Annotated in this window: 20 protein-coding genes; 14 read left to right on the forward strand and 6 right to left on the reverse strand. The window is 35.5% G+C overall.

The window, feature by feature from the left end; translation table 11 throughout:
• Positions 1-145 precede the first annotated feature (145 nt).
• The 4 genes from NHE85_RS16850 (at position 146) to NHE85_RS15270 (ending at position 1,989) form a co-directional block, all read left to right on the forward strand.
• Positions 146-439, forward strand: coding sequence for a hypothetical protein (locus tag NHE85_RS16850; RefSeq protein ID WP_374676580.1), 294 nt, complete (start codon positions 146-148; stop codon positions 437-439).
• Positions 327-599 carry a hypothetical protein gene (locus NHE85_RS15260; RefSeq protein WP_252813002.1) on the forward strand — a complete coding sequence of 91 codons (273 nt, stop codon included), beginning with the start codon at positions 327-329 and terminating at the stop codon, positions 597-599. The genes NHE85_RS16850 and NHE85_RS15260 overlap by 113 nt, the downstream gene beginning before the upstream one ends.
• Positions 600-659: 60 nt before the next feature.
• Positions 660-1,436, forward strand: coding sequence for a sterol desaturase family protein (locus tag NHE85_RS15265; protein ID WP_252813003.1), 777 nt, complete (start codon positions 660-662; stop codon positions 1,434-1,436).
• 277 nt (positions 1,437-1,713) lie between these two features.
• Positions 1,714-1,989: a hypothetical protein gene (locus NHE85_RS15270; protein ID WP_252813004.1), complete on the forward strand. Its 276-nt coding sequence runs from the start codon at positions 1,714-1,716 to the stop codon at positions 1,987-1,989.
• A 341-nt stretch (positions 1,990-2,330) separates the two neighbouring features.
• Here NHE85_RS15270 and NHE85_RS15275 read toward each other — a convergent pair whose 3' ends face one another.
• Positions 2,331-3,293 (reverse strand): aldo/keto reductase, encoded by a 963-nt coding sequence (locus NHE85_RS15275; RefSeq protein WP_252813005.1) that lies wholly within the window; start codon positions 3,291-3,293, stop codon positions 2,331-2,333.
• 167 nt (positions 3,294-3,460) lie between these two features.
• Here NHE85_RS15275 and NHE85_RS15280 point away from each other — a divergent pair, with 167 nt between their 5' ends.
• From NHE85_RS15280 to NHE85_RS15295, 4 genes are all read left to right on the forward strand, one after another.
• Positions 3,461-3,772 carry a helix-turn-helix domain-containing protein gene (locus NHE85_RS15280; protein ID WP_252813006.1) on the forward strand — a complete coding sequence of 104 codons (312 nt, stop codon included), beginning with the start codon at positions 3,461-3,463 and terminating at the stop codon, positions 3,770-3,772.
• A 57-nt stretch (positions 3,773-3,829) separates the two neighbouring features.
• The gene (locus NHE85_RS15285; protein ID WP_252813007.1) at positions 3,830-4,684 is read left to right on the forward strand and encodes an AraC family transcriptional regulator; all 855 of its coding nucleotides are present in this window, start codon (positions 3,830-3,832) and stop codon (positions 4,682-4,684) included.
• A 173-nt stretch (positions 4,685-4,857) separates the two neighbouring features.
• Positions 4,858-5,343: a hypothetical protein gene (locus NHE85_RS15290; RefSeq protein ID WP_252813008.1), complete on the forward strand. Its 486-nt coding sequence runs from the start codon at positions 4,858-4,860 to the stop codon at positions 5,341-5,343.
• Positions 5,344-5,915: 572 nt separating this feature from the next.
• Positions 5,916-6,167: a nuclear transport factor 2 family protein gene (locus NHE85_RS15295; protein ID WP_252813009.1), complete on the forward strand. Its 252-nt coding sequence runs from the start codon at positions 5,916-5,918 to the stop codon at positions 6,165-6,167.
• 310 nt (positions 6,168-6,477) lie between these two features.
• On the opposite strand, the gene NHE85_RS15300 is transcribed toward NHE85_RS15295, so the two are convergent.
• From NHE85_RS15300 to NHE85_RS15310, 3 genes are read right to left on the reverse strand one after another with little or no spacing between them, the layout of a single operon-like run.
• Positions 6,478-7,749 carry an MFS transporter gene (locus NHE85_RS15300; protein ID WP_252813010.1) on the reverse strand — a complete coding sequence of 424 codons (1,272 nt, stop codon included), beginning with the start codon at positions 7,747-7,749 and terminating at the stop codon, positions 6,478-6,480.
• A gap of 26 nt (positions 7,750-7,775) precedes the next feature.
• Entirely contained in the window at positions 7,776-9,344 is a 1,569-nt protein-coding gene (locus NHE85_RS15305; protein WP_252813011.1) for an ABC transporter permease/substrate-binding protein, read from the reverse strand.
• Positions 9,337-10,272 carry an ABC transporter ATP-binding protein gene (locus NHE85_RS15310; protein WP_256474582.1) on the reverse strand — a complete coding sequence of 312 codons (936 nt, stop codon included), beginning with the start codon at positions 10,270-10,272 and terminating at the stop codon, positions 9,337-9,339. Before NHE85_RS15310 ends, NHE85_RS15305 begins: the two co-directional genes overlap by 8 nt.
• A gap of 406 nt (positions 10,273-10,678) precedes the next feature.
• Here NHE85_RS15310 and NHE85_RS15315 point away from each other — a divergent pair, with 406 nt between their 5' ends.
• From NHE85_RS15315 to NHE85_RS15330, 4 genes are read left to right on the forward strand one after another with little or no spacing between them, the layout of a single operon-like run.
• Positions 10,679-11,350 carry a TetR/AcrR family transcriptional regulator gene (locus NHE85_RS15315; RefSeq protein ID WP_252813013.1) on the forward strand — a complete coding sequence of 224 codons (672 nt, stop codon included), beginning with the start codon at positions 10,679-10,681 and terminating at the stop codon, positions 11,348-11,350.
• A 4-nt stretch (positions 11,351-11,354) separates the two neighbouring features.
• Complete coding sequence (locus tag NHE85_RS15320) at positions 11,355-13,028, forward strand: peptidase domain-containing ABC transporter (protein WP_252813014.1); 1,674 nt, start codon at positions 11,355-11,357, stop codon at positions 13,026-13,028.
• Positions 13,021-14,385, forward strand: a complete 1,365-nt coding sequence (locus NHE85_RS15325) for an HlyD family secretion protein (protein WP_252813015.1) — start codon at positions 13,021-13,023, stop codon at positions 14,383-14,385. The genes NHE85_RS15320 and NHE85_RS15325 overlap by 8 nt, the downstream gene beginning before the upstream one ends.
• A 2-nt stretch (positions 14,386-14,387) precedes the next feature.
• On the forward strand, positions 14,388-15,779 hold the full coding sequence (locus NHE85_RS15330) for a TolC family protein (RefSeq protein ID WP_252813016.1): 1,392 nt from the start codon (positions 14,388-14,390) through the stop codon (positions 15,777-15,779).
• A 67-nt stretch (positions 15,780-15,846) separates the two neighbouring features.
• Here the strand turns inward: NHE85_RS15330 and NHE85_RS15335 are convergent, their stop codons facing one another.
• Entirely contained in the window at positions 15,847-16,215 is a 369-nt protein-coding gene (locus NHE85_RS15335) for a helix-turn-helix domain-containing protein (protein ID WP_252813017.1), read from the reverse strand.
• Positions 16,216-16,326: 111 nt separating this feature from the next.
• Here NHE85_RS15335 and NHE85_RS15340 point away from each other — a divergent pair, with 111 nt between their 5' ends.
• Both NHE85_RS15340 and NHE85_RS15345 read left to right on the forward strand, forming a co-directional pair.
• Positions 16,327-16,938, forward strand: a complete 612-nt coding sequence (locus NHE85_RS15340; RefSeq protein WP_252813018.1) for an FMN-dependent NADH-azoreductase — start codon at positions 16,327-16,329, stop codon at positions 16,936-16,938.
• A gap of 581 nt (positions 16,939-17,519) precedes the next feature.
• On the forward strand, positions 17,520-18,266 hold the full coding sequence (locus NHE85_RS15345) for a hypothetical protein (RefSeq protein ID WP_252813019.1): 747 nt from the start codon (positions 17,520-17,522) through the stop codon (positions 18,264-18,266).
• Between the two features lie 330 nt (positions 18,267-18,596).
• Here NHE85_RS15345 and NHE85_RS15350 read toward each other — a convergent pair whose 3' ends face one another.
• Positions 18,597-19,373 carry a zinc-dependent peptidase gene (locus NHE85_RS15350; protein WP_252813020.1) on the reverse strand — a complete coding sequence of 259 codons (777 nt, stop codon included), beginning with the start codon at positions 19,371-19,373 and terminating at the stop codon, positions 18,597-18,599.
• Between the last annotated feature and the right edge of the window lie 80 nt (positions 19,374-19,453).

The raw sequence follows: 19,453 nt of genomic DNA on the forward strand, positions 1-19,453 counted from the left end.
ATTTCAACCAAATGTTATCAGAAGAAAAGCTCTTCTATTTTGCAAATGTGTTAAGCGGATTTTCTGTAGAAGATCTCAGTAGCCTATTTGGAAAGCATCAGCCCGGCATCTACGTTCGGGAGAAATATATATACGTAGTAATGAAATAAATAAAAAACTTGCATATATAGAAAAAGGTATTATCAGGGCATATACTCATAAACAAAACAGTGATGAAGCTACACTTTTACTTCGTTGGGAGGATCAGTTTGTTGGGTCACATAATTCCATTTTGCTGGATAAACCTTCTAATTTTATATACCAGGCACTTGAGGAAACATATGTTCTTGAAATCGATTACAGTGAGGTTGAAAGGATTCATGCAGGAAGATCCAAAATACGAACCTGTACGCAGCCACGTCCTTATGTCTATGTTAAGTGCGTCCCTGGAAATGATTGAGGATTTTATTCTTTTAACCCCGGAGGAACGCTATAAAAAACTTATTGCAGAAAAGTTTGATATAGTTAACCGCGTACCCGATAAATATATAGCCTCGATGTTAGGCGTTACACCTGTTTCGTTAAGCCGTATCCGAAAAAGAATAATTAAAGCAAGATAAATTATCTTTTGTTATCTGCTTCTACCTCTGCAATATGATAATTTAGTATTAAAAACTAAAATGATAGAGATTATTAGAAATGCAAGTATTATTCTGGGAGCTACATTATTACGATATTTTTTCATTGCAGGTGTGGCGTTCCTGTTTTTTTACATCTTTTTAAATAAGCGATTTAAAACCGGAAAAATTCAGGCTAAGGTTTTGAAAAAAAAGGATATCATACGGGAGGTGTTGCATTCTTGTCAGAGTGCAGCAGTATTTACCGGTATTACCCTGCTCATTTTGTTTAGCCCAATAAAAGAATATACACTTATTTACGATAATGTAAATGATTATAGTTATTGGTGGCTGATTATAAGCATTGTAGTAAGTTTTGTGATTCATGATACATATTTTTACTGGATGCACCGCTTATTACATCATCGAAAAATTTACAAATATACCCATGTTGTCCATCACAGATCGATCAATCCTTCACCCTGGGCCTCCTATTCTTTTCATATATTAGAAGCAATACCGGAAGGCCTGGTACTGCTGCTATTGGCCTTTATTTTACCGATGCATATAATTGCCATATCGCTTTTTACTATAATTGGATTGATTATCAATGTATATGGGCATCTTGGGTATGAAATTGCCCCCAAGGCATTTCGTGGGACAGTATTTTTTAAGATAGTAAATACCTCTGTGCATCACAACCTGCATCACAGCCGTTTTCACGGAAATTACAGTTTGTATTTCAGATTTTGGGACCGTATAATGAATACTGAGATTACCGATTACGAAAAGCACTATGACCTTCTACAGAAAAAGAGATTTCCCAATGAAAAAGCCTAGATCTTATAAGAGACCCTTCGCCTAAGAATATTTATGCGCAGCTCGTTTGCAGCATACCGATGCAAAACCGAGAACCGCTGAAATAGCGCAACATATCTTACTATGCCGATTCATAGGTCGACAATCGATTGATGAAAGATCTAAAGTCTGTTTCTGACTTCACATATAAGATCAAACTTTAACTTTTTCTTACATGTATAGTTTTTTATAACATATTAATTTTAGATTAGTCAACTAAAAAATTTACTGAATAATTACCTTACGTTATTCAGTACCTATGCCATTTAAAAAAGAAGATTTAAAATATAAGTACAAATGGGAGAAGCCATTTAATGAAAAAAGCTTTATTGGAATGGACGATTACATAGATCGTGAAAACGGACAGCAGATGCTGGCTTTTTTTAACCGTTTCCTAAAACTTCATGGCCTGTTTTCACTGGGTTCGCTACACAGGCTTGAAAAGCTATTTTGTAAATATATGCCAAAACACATTACCACACGATCTGAAATCAAAGACTGGCTTGGGGAAAATTGGAACAGGCATTTCAACTGATCTTTTGTTCAGGACATTTCAGTACCCCGTCAGGATATATATAAAACTATCGTGGATTTTAAGCATTTTAAAGGAGGTACCGCAAAGACGACCCTTATAGCTATGGAAAAGAGTTACTGGAAGAATGTCCTTGTAATTCAGAGATCGTATTAATGCGAGTTTCTCTTTTTCATTTGCAACTCAATAAAAGGAGTAAGCTTATACAACCAATGCTGCATAGTAGCATGGTCAACATGGATACTGCGCATCTTGATTATCTATTCGACATCCCTATAGCTCAATGTAAACCTAAGCTTAAAATATACTGCTTGAAAAATAATAAATTTCGGAAAGCAAATAAATCACGCTCGTCCCGAAGCCAACAAATCGTGAGGATAACCTAGCGGGATAGCACTTAAAACATCCAGTTTTTCAATATGGTCAGCACTCGATGAAATAGATAATGCTTTCATACCTTCGCTAAAATGATGAAGTCTACGTGCACCAAGTATTGGGAATGCGCCTTTCGATAATACCCAGGCAAAGGCCACCTGTCCGGGAGTTGCTTCTAGCTCTTCAGCAATGACGCAAAGCTGGTCGATAATTGCTTTTGTAGAATCGCTTTCCTGATAATCGAAAGTAGTACTAAGAGTCATTCTTCCGGTTTCGCCATTTCGGTATTTCCCGGTTAATGTGCCGCCTGCCAATGGCGAATACATCATCGTTCCTAAACCAAAATGACTGGCCATTGGAAGAAATTCACGCTCAGCGGTACGCTGCAAAAGGTTGTATTCAACCTGGATTGCTGCCAATTTTGTCGAGCTGGCAATTGTGGATGCTTTCCAGGCGGGAAAGTTAGTGAGGCCAGTGTATATTACTTTTCCGCTTTGCACCAAGTCTTCAAGACCTCTTGATATCTCATCCAGTGGGGTAACTCCGTCATCAAAATGTGGCATGTAGATATCGATATAATCGGTTTTCAGCCGCTTTAAACTGGCCTCAACAGCCTGTCGCATTGCCTTACGGTGATTTCCATAATTGCTGATTTTGGGATTACTCCCACTGCTTTGGGTGTACTTGGATGAGATAATAAAATTACTGCGTTGGTGTTCGATGAATTTACCAATGAGCTCTTCAGATTCACCAAGCTGGTAACGATCGGAAGTATCTATAAAATTTCCACCAGCATCAGCGTATGCAGATAATATCGCATGGGCTTCTTCAGGAGTTGTACCGTGTCCTTTACGTGTTCCGAAGCTGGCTGCCCCTAATATGACCTCGCTGGAATATAATCCTGTACCTGTACCAAATAACTTATATTTCATGGTATTTATTTTTTCCAAAATTATTTACAGTCTCCAAATAAAACAAGTACGGCTGAATTTAGCCGTATTAAGAAATTTAATTTTAATAGGTATCTTTGATACATAATCTACAGATGATGTACAAAAAAAAGATTCCGGTTTCCCTGGATTGTGGACTACATTTATTCATGGAAGTGATCCACGGCAAATGGAAAATCAGCCTGATCTGGTGTATCCATTCCGGGATTAAGCGTCCAGGCGAATTGCAACGTAAAATACCAAAAGCTTCACGACGCATACTGGATACACAGCTGAACGAGCTTGTCAGTCACGGAATCCTGAACAAAATCACCTATGACCAGCGCCCGCTAAAAGTAGAATATGAACTGACTCCTCTCGGAGAATCACTGATCCCTGCCATCGAATACACTGCGCGTTGGGGTGAGGATCACAGAGAAGAATTGGAGCAATTAATACGCTCACAAGGGCAAAATACCTAATGCAACCATTGTATTTTACATGCCAACAATTATGACTTAAAAACACAGGATAAATTTATGATACTTGACTATAAGAAACATGATCTTTATGGGAAGACACTTATTCAAAAAATTGCGTTGACCTCTCCATTCCGGTTTGATTTTCCCGTCAGTGAACAGGCTTGTTTTTTATACGTGAAGAAAGGGGAATTTAATTACCGGATAGATGATATAGAGATCAATATTTCCACAGACTATTCCTTATTTCTTAACTGCATCAGTTCCGGAAAACAGATACATAATGCTAATTCCGAAAGTAGTTGTGAGATTGTGATCGTAACCTTTTATCCTGAAATACTGAAAAAGATATATGACAGGGAACTACCGTTGATACTACAAGAACCGAAAAACAAAATATCAAATAAATCAAGTGAAAAAATAAATAATGACTTCCTGATACAAAAGTATATTGAGGGGCTATTATTTTATTTTGAAAATCCCTCTCTTATCAATGAAGATATATTGGTACTTAAAGTAAAAGAAATCATACTTTTATTATCCCAGACACAAAATGCGGAAGCGGTACAACTTATACTATCACAGCTGTTCTCCCCCTCCACTTACACCTTCAAGCAGATTATTGAAGCACATCTTTTTTCTCAACTGACCATTGAAGAGCTCGCCGCGCAAAGCAACTTAAGCGTGTCTTCATTTAAGCGCGAATTTGCAAAATTGTATAACGACAGTCCCGCCAATTACATCAAAACCAAAAAGCTGGAAAAAGCAGCCGAACTGCTTTTGGTATCCGATCAGCGTATTACTGAAATAGCGTTTGATTGCGGATTCAGCGACCTGGCCAATTTCACAAAAAGCTTTAACGATAAATATAGTACAACACCAACAAACTATCGTGTGCAACGACGAAATGCGTGATTGGTACATCACAATTTATAACCAGTAGCCTTAGTAATATACATTCTGACACAGAATGCTTTTTTATGGTCCAAATTGCCAAATAATTGAACTGATTTACAAAACGTTTATGCTGCAACAGCGGGATATTTGCACTGTATATATTCAATTTTAGTAATTTAAAATAAAGCAAAATGGGACTATCAAACTTGGGGGGTTTTCATACGGTTGTCGGGGTTGCCGCAATTATAGCAGCAGTTATATCATATGTAAGATATGGCAAGATCAACGTAAGCACATCATCGGGAAAAATCTATTTTTACGGAACAATTGTAACTTCATTAACTGCTCTCGGCATCTCAAAACATGGAGGTTTCAATCCTGGGCATGCTTTCTCGATATTTATTGTAATCTTGATTTTGGCAGCCTTCTATCTCCACAGGAGAAAAAAAGATAGCGGTAAAGCCCGTTATTTTGAAAACTTCTGCCTGTCTTTTAGTTTTTTCTTATCACTTGTGCCTACCGTTAATGAAACTTTTACCAGAGTACCTATAGGACATCCTTTGGCAAAGGATATTAAAGACCCCATAATCGGCACTACCCTTTTGATTTTACTGGTTCTCTTTATTGCAGGCTCAATCTATCAGTTCGTAAAACAGAAGAATAAAATCATACATTGAGATTAATATGATAGATTTGTATATATATGCAAAATATAATCCTTTCTTTGATTATACATATGCATCTGAATGCAAACAAAATGGTTAGTTAGTTATGTTCTGTATACTTTGTTCAAAATCGTACCTTATTTGCACTTCATGGTATCCTAATCCTTGGTATTAATGGAAAGTCGATTTCTGCATAGTTATATAGCAGGCACACAACATCGCATAACAACACCATTTAAATTATTATAAACAGCAATTTAACTGGTTCACTTTTAACCATTTTATCTTTATTTGTAGATATTTAATAAAAGTTTTTACCCTAGGGTGATCTAATGAAAAAGCAACAACTGACTGCATAAAATGCGTTTCCATTTTATATAAATACTGCTTTATCATAGATTTAAGGGATTAGAACCAGGGAAGCTCTGACATCATAAAGCTATCTGACAGGGACTGAATATGTAATCGATGGCGGTACAGTGCCAACAATTTAATAATCTTGAAAATAATAACATGAACTTACCGAAAGTAATAACAGACCTAGTTAATGCGCAAAACAGTTTTGACAGCATTGCCTATGCGGATTGTTTTCTGAAACCGGAGTGGTATTTGATGAAGGCAAGACCCATAAGGGGAAGCCAGAAATCCAGCAGTGGGTTGACGAGGCCAACAAAAAATACATGACCGTGATGAAACCCCTTGAATATACTGAAAATGGCACGACAAGTATATTGTCAGCAGAGTGTTCCGGCACATTTCCCGGAAGCCCCATTGTATTAAAATTTCATTTTGATATTGTTGGCGGACTAATCCAGCATTTGAAAGTAACAGAATAAGAAAAAAAGGGAGGGGTGTCTGGTTTTCAGTCACTCTCTTGTATTAACAGCTTAAATCATGAGTTATTGCAAAGCCATATAGAGGCAATGCAATTCTAAGATAAGAAAGCATTGCATTAAATTACCACAATAATAAGATTATCAATATCGGCCTGTGTCAAAAAATTGAATATCATAAACAAAATCAATAATCTAGCAAACTGTCGTTTTTAAATCTAAAAACATATCATAAGAAGAATTATATCGAAAAAACCCATCTCAAATCAAAAGAGACAATATCGGCAATACTATAAATTGAGCTTGACAATACTCATAGCTTTTTCTCAATTTTTATCAGCGGGATACTTATTAAAGAAATAAAGGCCATAAATGCAGCAGTTACAAAAAATATATTACCCTTGAGCATGTCATAAATAAAAGCCCCGCTTACTAAGCCTATTATACTGGCAAGACTACCCGCACTACTTGCTGTACCCTGAATAGACCCCTGTGTGTTTTCATCACCTGTATTAGATAATAAAGCAACAAAAGAAGGCCACATGATTCCATTACCTAATGCAAAAAACAAAGCACCGGTATACATTATAACAATAGTATTAAATGCCAGACATATAAAGCAAATAGCCAGCAATAAACCACCTGCAATTACCAGACTGGCTCCTGAAAATTTCTTCCCTAAAAAAGACAGCACCGGTCCCTGGACAATAACCAATGCACCACTCAGAAACGAGAAAAATACACCAAGCTGTAATACACTCCATTTCAGTTCGCCTGCGGCATAAACAGGAAAGGCCACATAAAAAAAATTAAAAGCCAGAAAGATTAGAAAGTACAGCAATAAAAAATACGGAACCATAGGTATGTTAAAAACCTTAAAGAGCGGCAGCTTGATGCTTCTTATTTTCTTAATCAATTGAGCTTTGGGTTGTTCCATAACATTTGCTTCTACTTTAATAATGCGGCTTTCATGTACATAAAAATAAATTACAAATATTGCCGCGAGCGATATTAATGAGGTAGCTATTACAGGCAAAAGATTACCTAGTTTTGTAGCGCCAAGCAATCCTGCCAAAAGCGGACCGAAAATTAACCCAAGGTTTGATGCCGCTGATATTTTTCCGAAATTCTTTTTCCTGTCTTCCTTTTTAGAAATATCTGCTACATAAGCATTAGCAACAGATATACTTCCCCCTGTAAGTCCGTCCAGCGCCCTGGCAAAAAATATCAGAATAAGTGGTATACTAAATACCATAGGTCCGTTTATATGTAAGGTAGCTGTAAGCTTGGGCGGTACTAATAAACCTGCTGTAAAAATAAGCCATCCGGTAAATGTCCCTACACTGCTTAGAAGTAAAATCTTCTTCCGGCCTATCCTGTCAGACCAATTACCCAGTACAGGCGCACCTATTAGCTGAAATATAGAATACATTGCGCCTAAGAGTGCGTACATGTATTCATTACCACCCATGTTTAAAACAATAATAACTAAAAATGGCAATACAACACTCATTCCGAGCATATTGATAAAAGTTACAAGCAGAACAGGAAATAATCCGGGCTTAATTGTAGTATCTTCTGTCATTTGTTACCAATTTATTGTTTAACAATTCATTTTTTATCGAGATAATTTTTTAATTGAGTGATAGTATTTATGGTAAGCTTTTTTGCCTGTTCTTCCCGCATCATCAGAGCATAGGCATTGTTAAATCCAATTGGTCTTAGCCAGCGAATACCATACTTTTTCTGAAATTCGGTATTCACATAATTATATGTTTTATCACTACTTTTAGTAACATTATTGGCAGTTTTCTTATCGGTATTTAATATTGCCAATAGGCCGGTACCAGTATATTCAGGATAAAAATCTATCTGATCGTTTACTAAAGCATCAAAACATATTTTTGTACCACCCAAACCTGTTTTTGTAGCCACCTGATAATTAGTATTTCCTTTTATAAGCATACTGTACATTTCGGCAAGTATATATTGTTCTCCAAAAACTTTTGAACCTATCCTTATCATCTGGCCTTTTCCATTTTTAGGCTTTTTATATAATCCTGCTTCAATCAAAAATTCACGGGCCACTTTTTTAGGGCTTTGATGCATATAGTCAGTTTTATAATTAAGGCTTGTCATAACAGAATCATTGATCTTTCCTGCTAATAAATTCAATGCATCTTCAAGTCCGGGGAATTTATTTAATACCGATTTGGATATAATTGGAGCTGCATAATAAGGCGGAAATATTTTTTTATCATCTTCAAGTATTTTCAGATTAAACGCTTTCAGCCTTCCGTCTGTAGAGTAACCGCTAATCACGTCAATTTCCTTTTCAAAAACAGCCTTATACATTACTGCATCATTAAGCACTGTAGTATGTATTTTAAGGCCGTATACAGACCGTAGGCCTAGATCTCCATCAGAACGGCCCATAAACTCAGGTGTAAAACCTGCAGATAATTTAGATGTATAATCTCCTGGCAAAAGATAAAAGCTTCCAAGCACAACTATTGTTACCGGAAAAATATACAGTACTCTTTTAAGCTTTTTAAACTTTAATTTTTGAACCAATGCCAGCAACATATCAAGAACAATGGCAAGTAACGCAGCCGGTATTGCCCCGGCCAGTATCATATTTGTATTATTAAGCGAAATTCCACCAAATATGAATTCTCCCAATCCACCTGCCGCTATATAAGATGCGAGAGTTGCTACCCCCACATTTATAACAGTTGCTGTACGAATACCTGCAAGGATAAAAGGCATAGATAAAGGAAGTTCAACATTAAAAAGTATTTGCTTTTTACTCATTCCCAAAGCCCTGGCCGATTCAATAACATAACGGTCTACACCGATAATGCCTGTATAAGTATTACGAATAATTGGCAACAAGGCATACAGCAATAAAGCAACTATGGCAGGCTTTGCCCCTATACCTAAAGCAGGAATCATAAAACCTAAAAGGGCAATACTCGGAATAGTTTGTAGAATACCTGCTGAACCCAGAACCACTCCCGAATATTTTTTATGGCGGGATATAAATATTCCTAATGGGAGGCCAATGGCTATAGCCAGGATCAATGACATAAATGTAAGCCCTACATGCTGTAAAGTCTGAGTAATCAGTTTATCTGATTCGGAACTCATAAATTCCCACAAAGTTTGTTCGTTACTCATAGCCCTGTGATTGCTGATATTTATGAAATGCGTTTGTTATTTCTTCAAAAGCGCCCCTTTCTTTAGTTGCCATTTTTTCATTAGAAAAGCGCTGAAGGGTATCCCAAACGCTCGTATCTTCTGATAATCTCATCTGTTTCATATAAGCTGTATCCCTCGGAAGGTAGGATTTTATGTCTCCCAGGGTAACTGTCTTAAATTCCAGGGTAAGCCTAAAGTTTTCTAAAAATCCCTTAGCAAAATCATTCACAGGCTTGTAAAGCAACTCTTTGGGAGCACCTATCTGAACAATTTCTCCTTTATCCATGAGGCATATTCTATCACCCAGTTCAAAAGCTTCCTGCACATCGTGCGTTACCATAATAATGGTTTTTCGCTTCAATTCATCCAGTTCCTTAAACTCAGCATGTATACTGGAACGAGTAATATTATCTAAGGCTCCGAAAGGCTCATCCATAAGCAATATGGAAGTGTCGGTCATTAGTGCCCTGGCAAGACCAACCCTTTGCTGCTGGCCTCCACTCAATTCATGTGGATACAATACAAGATTATCTTCAGATAAATGAAGCTTATCTATGAGTTCTCCAGTACGTTGTTTTATTTTATTAGTGTCCCATCCTAAAAGTTTTGGACCAACAGCAATATTCTCTGCAACAGTATAATGGGGAAATAAACCTATATTTTGCATCAAAAAACCGATATTCTTACGAAGCGCTTCGGGCCTTTGATTTGCTATATTCTTACCGACAATCAAAATTTCACCCGAATCAGGTTCAATAAGCCGGTTGATCATCTTTAAGGTGGTCGTCTTGCCACAACCACTTGTTCCCAAAAGTACCATGGTCTCTCCTTCCTCTACCGTCATAGAAATATTTTTTACAGCTAAAGAGTACCCAAAACTCTTGCTGACAGCATTGAATTCAATCATGGTGATACGCTGTATACCAGCTCTACGCTTTTATTTATAATTAAAAAACTAAAGATACCAAAAACGGAGTTAAAGTGCTATGAGCAAAATCAAATTATATCTTAACCTTATCGGATACCGTAACCGTTTTTCAATATTACCCTGCATTTAATCATATATTTTTACCTGAATAAGAACATCCCATGCTAATGCGAAAAAATTAAATGATGTTTGTCTCAAACTTGTACTTTATTTTTACCTCGTCCTAAAGTTGTCCTCAGGAATCCTTTTGAGGCGAAAACATGGCACACAGAGACATACTTAGCCAACATTATGACTAATCTTTACTATCACAAAAAAGTTAAAATTAGAATTAATACCTAAAATTAAAAGTAATACTATTAAATTTGTGAACAAATATTTTAAAATGCGAGTTATTCTATCTAATGTTAAGCTAATCATTAACGAAAATATTTATTTAAAAGATCCCGAAAGTTCAGCATTGGGTAAAAGAATATTGAATGAAAGTATCTTACTTATAGATGAAATAGGTTTTGAAGCTTTTACTTTTAAAAAACTTGGACAAAAAATTGACAGTAATGAAAGCTCCATATACAGATATTTTGAAAACAAACATAAATTGTTAATATATCTCACTTCATGGTACTGGAGCTGGATGGAGTATCGTTTGGTTTTTGAAACTGCTAATTTTGAAGATGCCGGTGAACGGTTGAAAAAAACAATTTTATTATTTACAGAAGAGATTAAGGACGATTTATCTACCGACCATATTAATGAATCTGTATTACAGCGAATAATTATAACCGATTTTACAAAAACAATTTTAACAAAGGAAGTCGATCTTGAAAACAAAGAAGGTTTCTTTTTAATTTATAAACGTGTAATACACCGTATTTCACAACTCATAAAAGAGGTAAACAGTAATTATCCATACCCCGACTCACTTGCAAGCTCTATAGTCGAAGGGGCTCTGCATCAGCATTTTTTAAAGCAGCATTTAAAATCTATAACTAACTGTGATGATTCTGTTACACCTGCCGATTTTTATATGGATTTGGTTAACAAAGTTTTAAATTAAAGATATGACTCCATTAAAACGATTTTATAATTTACTTAAACTGGATAAAAAAGATATATATCAAATTATTTTTTATGCAGCTTTTTCAGGGCTTATAAGCCTCTCTTTACCTTTGGGTGTACAAGCCATCGTAAATTTTATACAGGGAGGACAGGTAAGTATATCATGGATAGTACTAATAATAATAGTAACCCTTGGTGTAGCATTGGTAGGTATATTAACACTTATGCAGTTAAGGATAACTGAAAACCTTCAGCAGAAAATATTTATACGGTCTTCATTTGAATTTGCATACCGCCTACCTAAATTAAGCTTTAATGCACTTTATGATAAATACCCACCTGAAGTGGCTAACCGCTTTTTTGATACTCTTACAATACAAAAAGGAACATCCAAACTGTTACTGGATTTTACTACTGCCCTGCTACAGGTAAGTCTGGGTTTAATATTATTATCACTTTATCACCCCTTCTTTATAATATTTGGTTTGTTACTGGTTGTAATACTTTATATTATCTTTAAATTTTCATTTCAGGAAGGATTGAACACCAGCCTTAAAGAATCTACCTTTAAGTATAAAGTAGCATACTGGTTACAGGAAATAGCCCGAAATAAAAATACTTTTGGCAGGAAAAGTAATTTTGATTACTCCCTTAATAAGACTGATAAACTGGTAAACAACTATGTTTCATTTAGAGAAAAGCACTTTAATGTCATAAAAAGACAGTTTTCCCAGCTTATAGTCTATAAGGTTTTTATAACAGCCGGACTTCTGTCTGTAGGTGGGTTTTTAGTACTTAGCCAAAAAATGAACATCGGGCAGTTTGTTGCTGCCGAAATTATAATACTGCTTATCATCAACTCGGTAGAGAAAATCATCATAGGTCTTGAAACCTTATACGATGTACTTACAGCTGTCGAGAAAATTGGAGTAGTAACTGATCTTGAAATTCAGGAAGATTTTAAAAGTACTAAAGCTGATCTTTTTGAAAATGACATTACTTTAGAAACTGAGGAAATGAGCTACCGTTATCCGGATAACGATATTGATATCATCAAAAAAGTAAACCTCAAAATTCTTCCTTCTGAAAAAGTATTTATTACCGGTAATAATAATTCAGGTAAAACAACATTAGTAAGGCTGCTCTCCGGTTTTTTAGCTCCTTCATCCGGAACTCTATATGCCAATGACAATATCATAAAAAAATCAGACAATGGATGCTACAAAGACAGAATAGGTGTTGTTATGCAGGATGACTCGCTTTTTGAAGGCACTCTTTTGGAGAATTTAACTTTTAATAATCCGCATATTCAGGGTGAAGATATTAAATGGGCTTTAAATGCTGTTGGCCTTACTACAATAGTAAAAAGGCTGCCTATGGGACTGGAAACACCAATTAATCCTGACGGAAGACAGTTAACAAGATCTGTAATCCAGAAGATAATGATTGCACGGGCAATAATTACCCGTCCTAAAATATTGTTCCTGGAAGAGCCAACAATAAGTATGGATGCAGAAACAGCACAAAAGATTACTGATTTCCTGGTAAATCCACAAAACAACTGGACAGTTATAGTATCATCTGTAGATGAGTACTGGAAAGGAGCCTGCGACAGGCATATTAAAATGAGTAACGGAGAGATTGTTAACGATACTAAAAATAGAGACAATGCTTAATATATCTGACAATAACCCGGTTAATATTGAAAATGCTGAAGTATACAAAACTATTAAAGTGCTTAATAACAGGCCGCATTATAAAATATTAAACAGGATTATAATTGCTGTCTGTATTATATGTTTTGCCGGTTTGTTCCTGCCATGGACACAAAATATTAGAGGTACAGGTGCTGTAACAACATTAAAACCTGACCAAAGGCCACAAACAATTCACTCTGCCATAGGAGGACGGATTGAAAAATGGTATGTGCAGGAAGGCGATTTTGTAAACAAAGGAGATACTATTGTATTCATTTCGGAAATTAAGGAAGAATACTTTGACCCAAACCTTGTAGAAAACACAAAACAGCAGGTAGATGCCAAAAAGATGGCTAAAGTGTCTTACGATAACAAAGTAGAAGCTTTGGAAAATCAGATGCAGTCTTTAAATACAGAACTGAGGTTAAAACTTGAACAGGGACGTAATAAAATAAGACAGGCCCAACTAAAAATTAAGAGCGACAGCATTGACCTTATTGCTGTTAATACACAACTCACAATAGCACAAACTCAGTTTGACCGTGCTGTAACACTAAATCGGGAAGGTTTAAAACCTTTAACTGACGTTGAAGAAAAAAGGCTTAAGTTACAGGAAGTCCAGGCGAAGATAATTACACAAGAGAACAAGATGCTTGCTGCCAGAAACGAACTTATTAACGCGCGTGTCGAAATTAATCGTATAAAGGCAGAATATGCAGAAAAAATAGCAAAGGCAGGGAGCGATAAATATACTGCAATTAGCAGTCTTTATGATACGGAAGCCCAGGTAAGCAAACTTGAAAATCAATATGTTAATTATAGTATACGCAACGGATTATATTATATCAAAGCCCCACAAGATGGTTATATTAATAAAGCTTTACTCAGCGGTATAGGTGAAACAATAAAAGAAGGAACCTCGGTTGTAAGTATTATGCCTGCAGGGTATGATATAGCTGTAGAAACTTATGTAGACCCAATAGATCTACCTCTAATTAAGAAGGGATCAAAGATCAGGGTTTGGTTTGATGGATGGCCAACCATTGTATTTTCAGGATGGCCCGGCATATCTTATGGTACATTTGGAGGACGTGTAGTGGCAATAGAAAACTTTATAAGCCCCAATGGTAAATACCGGGTACTTGTATCACCTGATAAAGATGAGCAGGCCTGGCCGGAACAATTGAGTATAGGTGCAGGCGCACAGACAATAGCCTTACTTGATAATGTACCTGTATGGTATGAAATTTGGCGAAATCTTAATGGGTTTCCGCCTAATTATTACAGTACACAAACGAATAAGTCAGCTTCTTCTAAAGATAATCAAAAGAAATAATAATGAAAACGTTTCTCTTTCTTGTCTTTATTACTTTAATGCCTCTTGAAGCATTTCCGCAGGAATTTGATAAAGACATACTTAGTTTTAGTGAATATTTAGGCTATGTAAAAAAATATCATCCAATGGTTAGCCGCGCTAATCTTGAAATTGATAAAGCCCAGGCACAACTTATGCAGGCGCGCGGAGGTTTTGATCCTAAGATTGAAGTTGACTTTGATAAAAAGCAATTCAGGGATAAAGAATATTACACTATTTTAAATAGCAGTTTTAAAATTCCTACCTGGTATGGTATTGAAATAAAAGCGGCTTTTGATAACAGTGAAGGTGTATATGTTAATCCTCAAAACTATACTCCAAATCAAGGGCTTACGTCTTTGGGTATTACTGTACCTGTCGGACAGGGGTTGTTTATCAATCAGCGAATGGCTGATTTAAGAAACGCAAAACTACAAATAAACCTGAGCCAGTCACAACAGCGGATTTTAGCTTTAGATGTACTATATAATGCATCCGAAGCTTATTTTTCCTGGCTTAAACATTATAATGAGGTACAAATGTATAATGAGTATCTTACTTATGCAGAACAGCGCTATCAGGGAGTCTTAAAACTTATAGAACAGGGCGATAAACCTGCCATTGATAGTATTGAAACCGGTATATCTCTAAAAAATCGTAGGCTAAGTCTGGAAAATGCTACACTTAAGCTGAATAAGGCCAGGCTGGAGATGGCCAACTATTTATGGATTAACGATACACCTATTGAACCTTCGGAAAAATTAAAGCCGGAAACAGGACTCAGTAAAGATATTGAGAATATACTAAAGACCGGAGAATTAAATAATAGTGAAGCTATCATTTTACAGCATCCTAAACTTAAAATGCTTGAAACAAAAATTGAGATGCTGGATGTTGAAAGGAAACTAAAAGCCAATTATTTACTGCCAAAAATTGATCTGGGTTACTATTATCTTTCAGAGCCTTCCCATATTGAAAATTTTCGTACAGATGATTATAAAATCGGACTTAACTTCTCCTTCCCTATTTTTTTAAGGAAAGAAAGAGGAGCGCTTAATTTAACGAAGCTTAAATTACAGGATACAAAGTTTGAACTTAAACAGGAACAGTTGCAGATTAAAAATAAAATTGATGCACAACTTACTGAAATTGCATCGCTTAAAAAACAGGTTGAAATTTTGGAAAGCTTAGTAAAAGATTATCAAACAATGCTGGAAGCCGAAGACCGCCTTTTTTCATTTGGAGAAAGTTCAATATTTATTATTAATTCCCGTGAAACCAACCTTATAGCTGCAAGAATACAGCAAATTAATATGGAGAACAGTTTATTAATGAGTAATGCCGGTCTTTTTAAAATTATGGCTGTTCTTAATTAATTTTGATCTTACCAAAAATCCTTAAGGATTCGTAGTGATTACCGTTACTCTCAGTATATCCAAAAGTCTAAATAGTTTTTCCTTTTACTTTATTCCTATGATTTTCGCCCCATGAACTTAATTCATTCAGAACATTTTTTAGTGAATGACTATACGCAGTAGCTTCATAAATAATACATACAGGAGTAGTTGGATATACGTTCCGTTTAATGAGAAAATTCAACTCTAAATCTTTCAACTCGTTGGCTAGCACTTTGGGTGATATATTTTTAATTTCTTTCTGTATTTCATTAAAACGTTTGGATGATTGCATTAAGCAAAGTATTATGGGCAGTTTCCATTTCCCATTCAAAACAAACATCGCATCAAAAACATTTTTAAGGGAACCTGCACATTCTGTTTTTGTGGGAAGTAATTTATTTTCAAATATTTTCATAGGTATAAAGATATAAACTTTCCTAAAAGTAACCGCTTTCCTTTAGGTAACTACTATCTTTTTCATAGTATAACGCGCTAAATTTGTTACCATAATTTTAAATAAAAAATAATGGCTTCAAAGCACATATTACAGCTTAACTCAAGTATCATGGGTGAGCAATCCTACAGTAGAAAATTAGGGAACCATATTGTAAAAAAAATTCAGGAAAAATATCCTGGCAGTACTGTTGAACAATTGGATTTGGTGGCAAGTAATATTCCACATCTCACTCCTGATGTTTTAAGTGCCATGTTCACACCTGCTGAACATCAAATTGATGAAATTAAACAAAAGCTAGCCTTGTCTGACAAGTTAGTAAAACAATTATTTGATGCTGATATTATTGTAATTGGTGCACCTCTTATTAATCGCACAATTCACTCGGCTCTCAAAGCATGGATAGATCATATTACGCGTCGCGGAATTACGTTTGGCTATAATACAGATGGTTTGCCTGTTGGTTTAGTATCTGATAAGAAAGTATATATTGCTATGAGTTCGGGAGGCGTTTATACAGATGAAGAAGGAAAAAACAATGATTTTGTAGCACCTTATCTACAATCATTTTTAGGCTTTTTGGGAATGACTGATGTTACAATCTTCAGAGCAGAAGGTCTTCATGTACCCGTTATACAGGATACTGCATTAGAAAAAGGAATAAATAGCATCAAAATTGATTGATATAAATTTAATCTCACTAGGGTTAGGCTTTTACTGATGCAAAGAAACGGGTTAGAAATTAAATGTAATTTTTATTCTATTGTACCTCTCTAACCTTAAATTTAGGCAAGATAAAAACCGGCTAATTTCTGCATAGAAAAACAGAGACTTTCTCATAGACTAAGTATGTAAGCTATTTGTAAATTCACGTCAATTTATCTTCTCTTTTACGTGTTTTTCTATTTCTGTTTATTATAGAATATATATCTCCCTGCAATTGCTGTATAATATAATCTCATATTACAGCTATATATGATTTATGAGAAAATTATAAAAAGCTTAAGGAAATATAAACATCATCCGATTTGCTAAAAGACTAATTTTGATGTAGTACCTAAAACTAATATAGGGTTACCGGGCAGTAAGCCTCAAACTCATATTTCAATATAATAAAATTGTTATTCGGGGACTTATCATCTTACTTCGGTTATGATGAGACCTGGCTATCTGTCCCCAAAGTGCCAATGTCTCAAAAAGCCTTCCTAAGGAAGGCTTTTACTAACAAAATATATTAGACCTAAATTAGATAATCATCAACAATTATGAGAACAGTAGATATTGTAATACGCTTGAAAGGTCATCAACAGGAGATGGAATTGGAAATAGGTGAAAGAATAAATAACGGCATTTTTTATGCTCAGGTGCAAAAAGCAGTAGCAGATCAGGCAGCAGTTATTGTTTATAAGGGAGATTATTTCCGATATGACCAAAATTTGTTACCACATGATGATAAAGAATTTAGCACATATGTCCTTTTTAGAAATATAGTCCTTAATGATACAGATGATAACGATCTAATATGGCAATCATTAGCAGAGCATCTCAAAAATGAGAGATTTCCGGAGGTCCGGGAAAAAAATTCACATCATCAGCTAATAGAACTCTCTTCACTCAATGAAGATTTTGCATTCCAAGATAAAAATAATACAGAAAATTTTGAAGATATACTTGTCAGGGTACCCGGAACTCGTGAAGAACTTGAATTTGATCCTTCAGGACCGGAAGCCAACAAGATACTCTACGACAAGCTGGCAAAACTGATTTATAACAGAGAAGCTGAAATAATGTATAAAGGTCCAAGGCTTATTTTTGAAGAAAACAGGGATCTATTTATTAATGCAGACGATTTTTCTATTTACGTATTATTTAGATCTGATAGAGATTACAATTATGAAAACAATGAGCAGTTATGGAATAACCTAAAAAGTGATTTAATGATACTTACTTCTATAAGTTTATACAAATCTGCAGATAATTATCAGGTTATACTTTTTAAACATGACCTGTAACTGATTTTATAACTTCCCTCGCCAATAGTGAAGATGACGGGTAGTCAGCTTTGCCGAGGAGGCTGTAGTGGGATCATACACTTTCCACCCGTTCGTGTATGATATAAATCCTAACGCCGGCGCACAAAATGCGGAAACCGGTCAGCAACACGGCAAATTAAAGGCGAGGGGAGTTTTTTTCATTTTCAATATGGAATTATCCTAATTCTACCTCAACAGTTGACAAAATAGCAAACATACCAAAGTACGATGCGTTATTAATGTATTTGCTAATAGCGTCAGATTTTCGTTTATCAGAAAACAATATTAAATAATTGTGCCGTACAAAAGTTATTTATTCCCTTTTGTATTGAAACATACTTCCAGCATTTTGTAAAGATGAGGGTGTTTGCGCTTCAGCAGGTCGGGACGTTCAAAAAAATATTCAGCTGCAACTGCAAAAAATTCAGCCTGGTTAGTACCAGCATATTTACGTATATCAGACTTATCTTCATTTATGGCTTCCATTTTTTTATGTATCATATCCAGCCAGGGCATAGCATATTGATGGTTAAGCAGCCTTTCAGGCACCCCGTCTACCAAGCCGTCCATTTTATCAATAAGATGTACAAACTCATGAATTCCTGTGTTGCCTTTATCGGTTGTGTTGGCAAATCCGTGATATAATGCCCTTCGGGATAATATCATTTGGTTTTCAAAACGCCCTGTTCCTACAAGTCCACCTATATTTCGTGATTTAGCCGTATCGGCAAACTCCAGGTCTGTATTAAAATAATCCGGGTAAAGTAAAACACTGCTTAGATTATAATAGTGCCATTCTTTAAAGCCAAAAACAGGAATAACAGCACTACAGGCTATTAATAGCTTATCTAAATCGTTAATTTCCAGTCCCACGCCTTCTATATAAACTTCGCTGAGAAATTGCATAAGCCGCCGTTCAAAAGCAGCTTGCTTTATCGGTTTTAGATTACGGTAAAAATGTACATTATCCAGCAATAGATTGCGCCAGTTCTCAGGAAAGGATTGTACAACAGCCTGTTTCTTTTTTTTGCCTATAAAAAAGCCAACAGCAATAAAAAATAACACCAACACTAGAATGTAGATCATGAAGATATTTATTTGTTGATAAAGATACTACAAGATTTGTTTTTCTTTCATTTTAACAATTAGATACCACTCCCCTTTTT

It is taken from the genome of Flavobacterium sp. NRK1, from assembly GCF_024054175.1.
In the GTDB taxonomy this organism is placed as follows: Bacteria; Bacteroidota; Bacteroidia; order Flavobacteriales; family Flavobacteriaceae; genus Flavobacterium.

Bases quoted from the DNA above. Each gene is read 5' to 3' on its own strand.
- NHE85_RS15275 (WP_252813005.1), bottom strand. From the start codon at position 3,293: ATGAAATATAAGTTATTTGGTACAGGTACAGGATTATATTCCAGCGAG.
- NHE85_RS15335 (WP_252813017.1), bottom strand. From the start codon at position 16,215: ATGAAAATATTTGAAAATAAATTACTTCCCACAAAAACAGAATGTGCA.
- NHE85_RS15325 (WP_252813015.1), top strand. From the start codon at position 13,021: ATGCTTAATATATCTGACAATAACCCGGTTAATATTGAAAATGCTGAA.
- NHE85_RS15265 (WP_252813003.1), top strand. From the start codon at position 660: ATGATAGAGATTATTAGAAATGCAAGTATTATTCTGGGAGCTACATTA.
- NHE85_RS15350 (WP_252813020.1), bottom strand. From the start codon at position 19,373: ATGATCTACATTCTAGTGTTGGTGTTATTTTTTATTGCTGTTGGCTTT.
- NHE85_RS15280 (WP_252813006.1), top strand. From the start codon at position 3,461: ATGGAAGTGATCCACGGCAAATGGAAAATCAGCCTGATCTGGTGTATC.
- NHE85_RS15330 (WP_252813016.1), top strand. From the start codon at position 14,388: ATGAAAACGTTTCTCTTTCTTGTCTTTATTACTTTAATGCCTCTTGAA.
- NHE85_RS15340 (WP_252813018.1), top strand. From the start codon at position 16,327: ATGGCTTCAAAGCACATATTACAGCTTAACTCAAGTATCATGGGTGAG.
- NHE85_RS15310 (WP_256474582.1), bottom strand. From the start codon at position 10,272: ATGATTGAATTCAATGCTGTCAGCAAGAGTTTTGGGTACTCTTTAGCT.
- NHE85_RS15270 (WP_252813004.1), top strand. From the start codon at position 1,714: ATGCCATTTAAAAAAGAAGATTTAAAATATAAGTACAAATGGGAGAAG.
- NHE85_RS15305 (WP_252813011.1), bottom strand. From the start codon at position 9,344: ATGAGTAACGAACAAACTTTGTGGGAATTTATGAGTTCCGAATCAGAT.
- NHE85_RS15290 (WP_252813008.1), top strand. From the start codon at position 4,858: ATGGGACTATCAAACTTGGGGGGTTTTCATACGGTTGTCGGGGTTGCC.
- NHE85_RS15285 (WP_252813007.1), top strand. From the start codon at position 3,830: ATGATACTTGACTATAAGAAACATGATCTTTATGGGAAGACACTTATT.
- NHE85_RS15300 (WP_252813010.1), bottom strand. From the start codon at position 7,749: ATGACAGAAGATACTACAATTAAGCCCGGATTATTTCCTGTTCTGCTT.
- NHE85_RS15315 (WP_252813013.1), top strand. From the start codon at position 10,679: ATGCGAGTTATTCTATCTAATGTTAAGCTAATCATTAACGAAAATATT.
- NHE85_RS15345 (WP_252813019.1), top strand. From the start codon at position 17,520: ATGAGAACAGTAGATATTGTAATACGCTTGAAAGGTCATCAACAGGAG.
- NHE85_RS15320 (WP_252813014.1), top strand. From the start codon at position 11,355: ATGACTCCATTAAAACGATTTTATAATTTACTTAAACTGGATAAAAAA.